Source organism: Caulobacter sp. P1_B12_2 (assembly GCF_056406675.1).
Genome location: NZ_JBFTZS010000227.1, coordinates 1 through 7,311 on the forward strand (window position 1 = coordinate 1; position 7,311 = coordinate 7,311).

Here is a 7,311-nt window from a genome sequence, read left to right on the forward strand (position 1 = left end):
GGTCAGGATCATGCCGGTGGCCGCTTCCGCGTCCAGCAGCTTGAACAGCGTGCCCTTCTCGGTGTGGTCGGGCTGGGCCGGATAGCCGGGGGCCGGGCGGATGCCCTGGTATTTCTCGGCGATCATCAGGTCGGTATCTAGCCCCTCATCCGGGGCGTAGCCCCAGAGCTCAACACGCGCCTTGTAGTGCAGCCACTCGGCGAAGGCCTCGGCCAAACGGTCGGCCAGGGCCGAGGCCATGATGGCGCTGTAGTCGTCGCCGGCGTCCTTGAAGCGCTTGACGATCTCGTCCTCGCCATGGCCGGCGGTGACGGCGAAGCCGCCCATGTAGTCGCCGCCCTGCCCGATCGGCGCAACGAAGTCGGCCAGCGCCAGGTTGGCCTTGCCCTCGGACTTGTCCATCTGCTGGCGCAGGGTGAACAGCCGCGACAGCTCGGTCGTGCGGGTTTCGTCCGTGTAGAGAACGATGTCGTCGCCGTCGGCCTGGGCCGGCCAGAAGCCGATCACGCCCTTGGCTCCGAACCACTTCTCGGCGACCACCTTGTCGAGCATCTCGCGGGCTTCGCGATAGAGGTCGGTGGCGGCCTCGCCGACCACGTCGTCCTCCAGGATCTGCGGGAAGCGGCCGATCAGCTCCCAGCTGGCGAAGAACGGCGACCAGTCGATGAACGGGACCAGCTCCTCCAGCGACGGCTCGAATGCGCGTGCGCCGATGAAGCTGGGCTTGGGCGGCGCGTAGCCCTCCCACTCGATGGCGAACTTGCGCTTGCGAGCGTCGGCCAGTTTGGTGCGCGCCTTGGCCGTCTGACCCCGGGCGTACTGCTCGCGGATGCGCACATATTCGGCCCGCGTCTCGGCCTGCAACCGATCGCGCTCGCTGGCCGACAACAGGCCCGAGACCACGCCCACGGCCCGGCTGGCGTCGAGGACGTAGGTCGTGGAGCCCTTGTGATAGGCCGGCTCGATCTTGACCGCGGTGTGGGTGCGGCTGGTGGTGGCGCCGCCGATCAGCAGCGGCATGGTGAAGCCCTGGCGCTCCATCTCCGAGGCCACGAACACCATCTCGTCCAGCGACGGGGTGATCAGGCCCGACAGGCCGATCATGTCGACGTTGTGCTTCCTGGCTTCCTCAAGGATGCGGTCGGCCGGGACCATCACGCCCAGGTCGATGACCTCGTAATTGTTACATTGCAGGACCACGCCGACGATGTTCTTGCCGATGTCGTGGACGTCGCCCTTGACCGTGGCCATCAGGATGCGGCCGGCCTGCTCGCGCGGCTTGCCGGCCTTCTCGGCCTCCATGAACGGCTCCAGCCAGGCCACGGCCTGCTTCATGACGCGGGCCGACTTGACCACCTGAGGCAGGAACATCTTGCCCGAGCCGAACAGGTCGCCGACCACGTTCATGCCGTCCATCAGGTGGCCTTCGATCACGTGCAGCGGCCGTTCGACCGACAGGCGCGCTTCCTCGGTGTCCTCGTTGATGAATTCGGTGATGCCGTTGACCAGGGCATGGGTGATGCGTTCGTTCACCGTGCCCTTGCGCCATTCCAGATTGGCGGTCTGGACCTGGCTCTTGTCGCCCTTGTACTTCGGGGCCAGGTCGACCAGCCGCTCGGTGTTGGAGACGTTGGTGCGCTGCGGGCGGTTGAGGATCACGTCCTCGACGGCCTCGCGCAGTTCGGCGTCCAGGGTGTCGTAGACCGGCAGGTCGCCGGCGTTGACGATGCCCATGTCCATGCCCGCCTCGATGGCGTGGTACAGGAACACCGAGTGGATGGCCCGGCGCACGGGCTCGTTGCCGCGGAAGCTGAACGACACGTTCGACACCCCGCCCGAGATGCGGGCGTAGGGGCAGCGCTTCTTGATCTCGCGCGTGCCCTCGATGAAATCGACGGCGTAGTTGTCGTGCTCCTCGATCCCGGTCGCCACGGCGAAGATGTTGGGGTCGAAGATGATGTCTTCCGGCGGGAAGCCCACCTTGTCGACCAGGATGCGGTAGGCCTTCTCGCAGATCTCGATCTTACGGGCGGCGGTGTCGGCCTGGCCGACCTCGTCGAACGCCATCACAACCACGGCCGCGCCGTAGCGTAGACACAGCTTGGCCTGCTCGATGAACTTGGCTTCGCCTTCCTTCATCGAGATCGAGTTGACGATCGCCTTGCCCTGAACGCACTTCAGGCCGGCCTCGATCACCTCCCACTTGGAGCTGTCGATCATCACCGGCACCCGGGCGATGTCGGGCTCAGCCGCCATCAGGTTCAGGTAGGTGATCATGGCCTGCTTGGAGTCCAGCAGGCCCTCGTCCATGTTGACGTCGATGACCTGGGCGCCGGCCTCGACCTGCTGGCGGGCCACCGACAGGGCGGCCGGATAGTCGCCGTCGATGACCAGCTTCTTGAACTTGGCCGATCCCGTGACGTTGGTGCGCTCACCGATGTTGACGAAGACGGGTCTCATGGGCGTGCACTCAAGGTCGTTTGCAAGGCGGCGATCTGGGTCAACCACGCGTCGTGATCATCCCCCTCCTGCCAGAGTTCATCGAGTTCGGAGGCGGGCGCGACCACGCGCGCTAGCGCGGACCGAGCCAGACGCGTGGCCCCTTCGGGCGGGGCGCCGAGGGCGGCTTTGAGCTCGCGGTGATTGTCGGGCAGGATGGTCACATCGCCGACGGCCGCCGCGACGATGGCGGCGGCGGCCACGGCGATCTGGCCCTCCGGCGCCTCCAGGTAGCCCGCCGCCTTGGTGACGTGGTCGAGGATCTGCAGCACGGTGCGCCAGTCGGGCGCCTCGGCCAGGTCCTCGATGAAATCCAAGGCGTCGTCGTTGTCGAACAGTCCGCTGGCCCAGGCGCTCATGGTCAAACGGCCTCGGCTTTGACGCGGGCGACCGCCAGGGCGATCTGGCCGTCGAGGAAATCGCGGAACGCGATGCCCTGAGCCTTCAGTGACTTGGGATATAGCGACGCGGCGGTCATGCCCGGCAGGGTGTTGATCTCCAGGAAGATCGGGCCGTTCGGGGTGACGATGAAGTCGCTGCGCGAATAACCGCCGGCCCCCACGGTCTTGTGAGCGCGCAGCGCGGCGTCCTGCATGGCCGTGTTGACCTCGGGCGCGAAGGTGGCCGGGCAGATCTCTTCGGTCGTCTTGGCCAGGTACTTGCCGACGTAGTCGAAGGCGCCGTCGGCCGGGCGGATCTCGACCGGCGGCAGCGCGAACACCTTGCCGTCCTGTTCCAACACCCCGCAGGTGGCCTCGTCGCCCGCTACGAACGGCTCGATCACATAGGCCTCGCGGGCGGCGGCGGCCTTCAGGGTTTCCAGGTCGGCGGCCTCGTTGACGAAGATCAGGCCGTAGCTGGAGCCGTCGGCCACCGGCTTGGCGACCAGCTTGCCGTACTTGGCCAGGGCCGCGCCGGCGTCAGCCAGCTCGACCGTCGAGGGCGCGACCACGCCGGCCTTGGCCACGGCGGCCTTGGTGGCGATCTTGTCGAAGGCCAGGCGGCTGGACTTGCTGTCGGAACCGGTGAAGGCCACGCTGCGCGCTTCGCACAGAGCCGCCAAGTCGCCGTTCTCGGCCGCGCCGCCGTGCATGCCCAGGACCAGCACGCGATCCTCGGCCTTGGCCTTGTCCAGCGCCGCCGCGATCCCGCCGATCGGCGCGCCCTCGGTGGGCAGGTCGATCTCGAACGGCCGCTCATGGGCCTGCAGCACCGCATCGCTGGCCACATAGACCTGGTCGTCGGGCGCCCAGAACCACAGGTCCGCGTCCGGCAGGGCCGTGGACAGGGCCTTGGCGCTGGCCACCGAAACCAGGCGCTCGCGGCTCATGCCGCCAAAAAGAAGGGTCGTGCGCATCGTCGAAATCTCTAGGCCAGCTCGAAGGGTTCCAGGCCCGCCAGGCGCATGGCCTTGGGGCGCTCGGGGATGGCGCGAGGCGCAACGCCGCGAACCTCGTCGGCCACGTGCTTGATGTGGTCGGGGGTCGTGCCGCAGCAGCCGCCCAGGATGTTGACGATCCCGTCCTTGGCCCACTCGTGCAGTTGGTGGCCGGTCTGATGCGGCTCCTCGTCGTACTCGCCCATGGCGTTGGGCAGGCCGGCGTTGGGATAGGCCGCCACCAGGGTGTCGGCGATGCGGGCCATCTCCGCGATGTGCGGACGCATCAGGTCGGCGCCCAGGGCGCAGTTGAAGCCCACGGCGAACGGCTTGCAGTGCTTGATCGAGTTCCAGAAGGCTTCCGCCGTCTGGCCCGACAGGGTGCGGCCCGAGCGGTCGGTGATGGTGCCGCTGATCCAGATCGGCAACTCTTCATAGCCCTCGTCGACCAGGTCCATGATCGCCTTGATCGCGGCCTTGCAGTTGAGGGTGTCGGTGATGGTCTCGATCAGGAACAGGTCCACCCCGCCGTCGTGCAGCGCCGCCACCTGCTCGCGATAGGCCTGGTAGACCTGGTCGAAGGTGACCTTGCGCGCGCCCGGATCGTTCACGTCCGACGACATCGACAGCATCACGTTCAGCGGACCGATCGAGCCGGCCACGAAGCGCGGCTTTTCCGGTTCCTTGGCCAGCCACTCGTCGGCCACCCCGCGGGCGATGCGGGCGCCCTCGTAATTGATGTCGCGCACCACGTCGGCGCCGAGCCGGTAGTCGGCCTGGGCGATGGTGGTGCCCGAGAAGGTGTTGGTCTCGGAGATGTCGGCGCCGGCCGCGAAATACTGGTGATGCAGGTCGGCGACGATATCCGGCCGGGTCAGGCACAGGATGTCGTTGTTGCCCTTCATCTGGCCGTCGTAGTCGGCGAAGCGCTCGGCGCGGTAGTCGGCCTCGCTCAGCTTGCGCTTCTGGAACATCACGCCCCACGAGCCGTCGAGGATCAGGATGCGTTGCTTGGCGGCGGCCTTGAGGGCCGCGATGCRCCCAGCTCGGGTGGTGAGATCGGTCATGGTCGGCTCCTGCCGGAGGATCGGGCTCCGGCCGTTCGGGTCTTTCTAGCGCTTCGCGAGCAAGCGGAACTCAATTCCGGTCGCCCGGGCGGGTCAGGGTTTGCGGGCGCTTTGCTGGCGCGCCAGCTCCTTGTCGAACGCTTCCTCCGAGGCGGTGGCGTAGCGGGCGATTTCGGTCGGGTCGATGAAGGCGTTGACGTCGCCGCTCAGCATCTTCTTGCGCTTGGCCAGAAGGCCGCCCTGCTCCTCGTGGCTGGGCAGCATCACGTCGGTGGGCAGGGCCTTCAGCGCGGCGAAGGTGGCGCGGTAGTCGGCGACGATGTTTTTGTAGGTCTTGTTGCCCACCAGCACGTTGCCCGCCACCGAGGTCGAGCAGTTGAAGGTGACGTTCAGGGGGCGGTCACGGTCGATGACCTGGGTGGTCCAGGTGGTGCAGCCGATCGTGTGGCCCGGCGTCAGGTGGGCGACCAGCAGGGTCTCTCCCAGCTTCAGCTTCTGGCCGTCGCCGAACGCCTTGTCGACCTTGACCGCCGGGAACGGGGTCAGGCCGTTGTTGTTGTCGCCGAAGTGCTGGCCCTTCTCCAAGGCCGGCTCGTCCGGGCGCGAGGCCCAGACCTTGGCCCCGGTGTCGGCCTTCAGCTGGGCCAGGCCGCCAGCGTGGTCGAAATGGGCGTGGGTGTTGATCAGGACCTTCACGTCCGAAAGCTTGAAGCCCAGGGTCTGGATATTGGCCTCGATCAGCTTCGCGCCCGCGGCCGAAGGCCCGCTGTCGAGCAGCACATGGCCTTGCGACGACGAGATCAGCCAGGCCGACAGGCCTTCGGAGCCGACATAGTAGATGTTGCCGACCACGCGGTAGGGACGGATCGGCTTGGACCAGCTGGGCGGCGCCTCGTCGGCCAGGGCCGTCGCCCCCGGGACGGAGGTCGCCAGGACCAGGACGGCCAGAAGGGTCGACGCCGCGCGTCTCACGCCGCCGCCTCCGACCGCGCCGGCGCGGTCTCGCGCAGGCCCAGCACGCGGCAGATCGCATAGACCAGATCGGCCCGGTTCAGGGTGTAGAAGTGGAAGTCCGAGAAGCCCTGCTCCTGCAGCTTGGCGCACATCTCCGCGGCCACCGAACAGGCCAGCAGGCGGCGGGTGTCGGCGTCGTCGTCCAGCCCGTCGAAGAGGTTGGCCAGCCAACCCGGCACCGCCGTCTGGCAGGCGGCCGACATCTTCACCAGGCCCTTGAAGTTGGTCACCGGCATGATGCCCGGCACGATCGGGATGGTGATCCCGGCGGCACGCACCTTGTCGACGAACCGCAGGAAGGCGTCGGTGTCGAAGAAGAACTGGCTGATGGCCAGGGTGGCGCCGGCGTCGACCTTGGCCTTCAGCACCTCGATGTCGTGCTCGATCGAGGGGCTCTCGGGGTGCTTTTCCGGATAGACGCCGATCAGCACATTGAACGGCGCGATCGCGGTCAGGGCCGAGGTCAGTTCGGTGGCGTTCTTGTAGCCGTCCTCGCGCGGCACGTAGACCCCGCCGATGCCGCCCTCGCCGGGAGGCGGATCGCCACGCAGCGACACCACGTGGCGCACGCCGGTCTCCCAGTATTCGCGGATCACCTCGTCCACCTCGGCGCGACTGGCGCCGACGCAGGTCAGGTGGGCGGCGGGCTTGAGGCTGGTCTCTTCCAGGATGCGCTTGACCGTGCGGTGCGTGCGCTCGCGCGTCGAACCGCCGGCCCCGTAGGTCACCGAGACGAAGGCCGGATCCAGAGGCGCCAGGCGCTTGATCGCCGCCCACAGGTTCTCTTCCATCTGCTCGGTCTTGGGCGGGAAGAACTCGAACGAGACGCGCGGACGGTCGGTGCGCTCGCCGGCGCGGGCGACAGGGCCCAGGACGCGGCGGGGGGCGGGAGCGATGGTCATGCGGCGCTTCTTTCGGCGGACTTGATATGAGGACGGCGGGCCGTCCAGATCTTGACGGTCAGCCCTTCGTCGGAAGCCGGCGGCAGGGCGATGTTGGCCTCCAGGACCAGGCCGGCCGCCTCGATCCACGGCACGATTTCGGCGTCGGCGAAGCCCAGGCGGCGATGTTGGTGGTTCTCGCGCAGGAACTCGTGGTCGTGGGGCGCGAAGTCGGCGATCAGCAGCACGCCGCCGCCCGCCACCAGCCGCGCGGCCTCGGCCAGGGCAGCGGCCGGATCGCCCAGATAGTGCAGAACCTGATGGACGGTCACCAGATCGGCGCAACCGCCCGGCAGGCCGGTGGCGAAGATGTCGCCATGGCGCAGCTCGCACTGGGCCAGGCCCGCCTTGGCCACCTCGTCGCGGGCGATGTTGAGCATCTGCTGCGACAGATCCAGACCCAGAGCCGCGC

Annotated in this window: 7 protein-coding genes; all 7 read right to left on the minus strand. The window is 67.8% G+C overall.

From position 1 onward, the window contains the following. Positions 1–2,460: methionine synthase (metH, locus tag AC1DZ6_RS14795; protein WP_477097918.1), on the minus strand; the 2,460-nt coding region annotated here is incomplete at its 3' end. Beyond that, positions 2,457–2,858, minus strand: a complete 402-nt coding sequence (locus tag AC1DZ6_RS14800) for a DUF4259 domain-containing protein (protein ID WP_477097919.1) — start codon at positions 2,856–2,858, stop codon at positions 2,457–2,459. The genes metH and AC1DZ6_RS14800, both read right to left, overlap by 4 nt. 2 nt (positions 2,859–2,860) lie before the next feature. Continuing rightward, positions 2,861–3,856: a D-alanine--D-alanine ligase family protein gene (locus AC1DZ6_RS14805; protein ID WP_477097920.1), complete on the minus strand. Its 996-nt coding sequence runs from the start codon at positions 3,854–3,856 to the stop codon at positions 2,861–2,863. Positions 3,857–3,867: 11 nt separating this feature from the next. After that, complete coding sequence (locus tag AC1DZ6_RS14810; protein ID WP_477097921.1) at positions 3,868–4,944, minus strand: homocysteine S-methyltransferase family protein; 1,077 nt, start codon at positions 4,942–4,944, stop codon at positions 3,868–3,870. A gap of 93 nt (positions 4,945–5,037) precedes the next feature. Then, positions 5,038–5,916, minus strand: coding sequence for a CAU/MBL1b family subclass B3 metallo-beta-lactamase (gene blaCAU / locus AC1DZ6_RS14815; protein ID WP_477097922.1), 879 nt, complete (start codon positions 5,914–5,916; stop codon positions 5,038–5,040). After that, a complete protein-coding gene (gene metF / locus AC1DZ6_RS14820; RefSeq protein WP_477097923.1) occupies positions 5,913–6,860 on the minus strand; it encodes a methylenetetrahydrofolate reductase [NAD(P)H] in 948 nt (315 codons plus the stop codon). The genes blaCAU and metF overlap by 4 nt, the downstream gene beginning before the upstream one ends. Continuing rightward, positions 6,857–7,311 (minus strand): class I SAM-dependent methyltransferase (locus tag AC1DZ6_RS14825; RefSeq protein WP_477097924.1); only part of this gene is annotated, 455 nt, incomplete at its 5' end. The genes AC1DZ6_RS14825 and metF, both read right to left, overlap by 4 nt.

What these genes read in the sequence shown, in the direction of transcription:
- AC1DZ6_RS14800 (WP_477097919.1), bottom strand. Translation starts at nt 2,858, where the DNA reads ATGAGCGCCTGGGCCAGCGGACTGTTCGACAACGACGACGCCTTGGAT.
- AC1DZ6_RS14805 (WP_477097920.1), bottom strand. Translation starts at nt 3,856, where the DNA reads ATGCGCACGACCCTTCTTTTTGGCGGCATGAGCCGCGAGCGCCTGGTT.
- metF (WP_477097923.1), bottom strand. Translation starts at nt 6,860, where the DNA reads ATGACCATCGCTCCCGCCCCCCGCCGCGTCCTGGGCCCTGTCGCCCGC.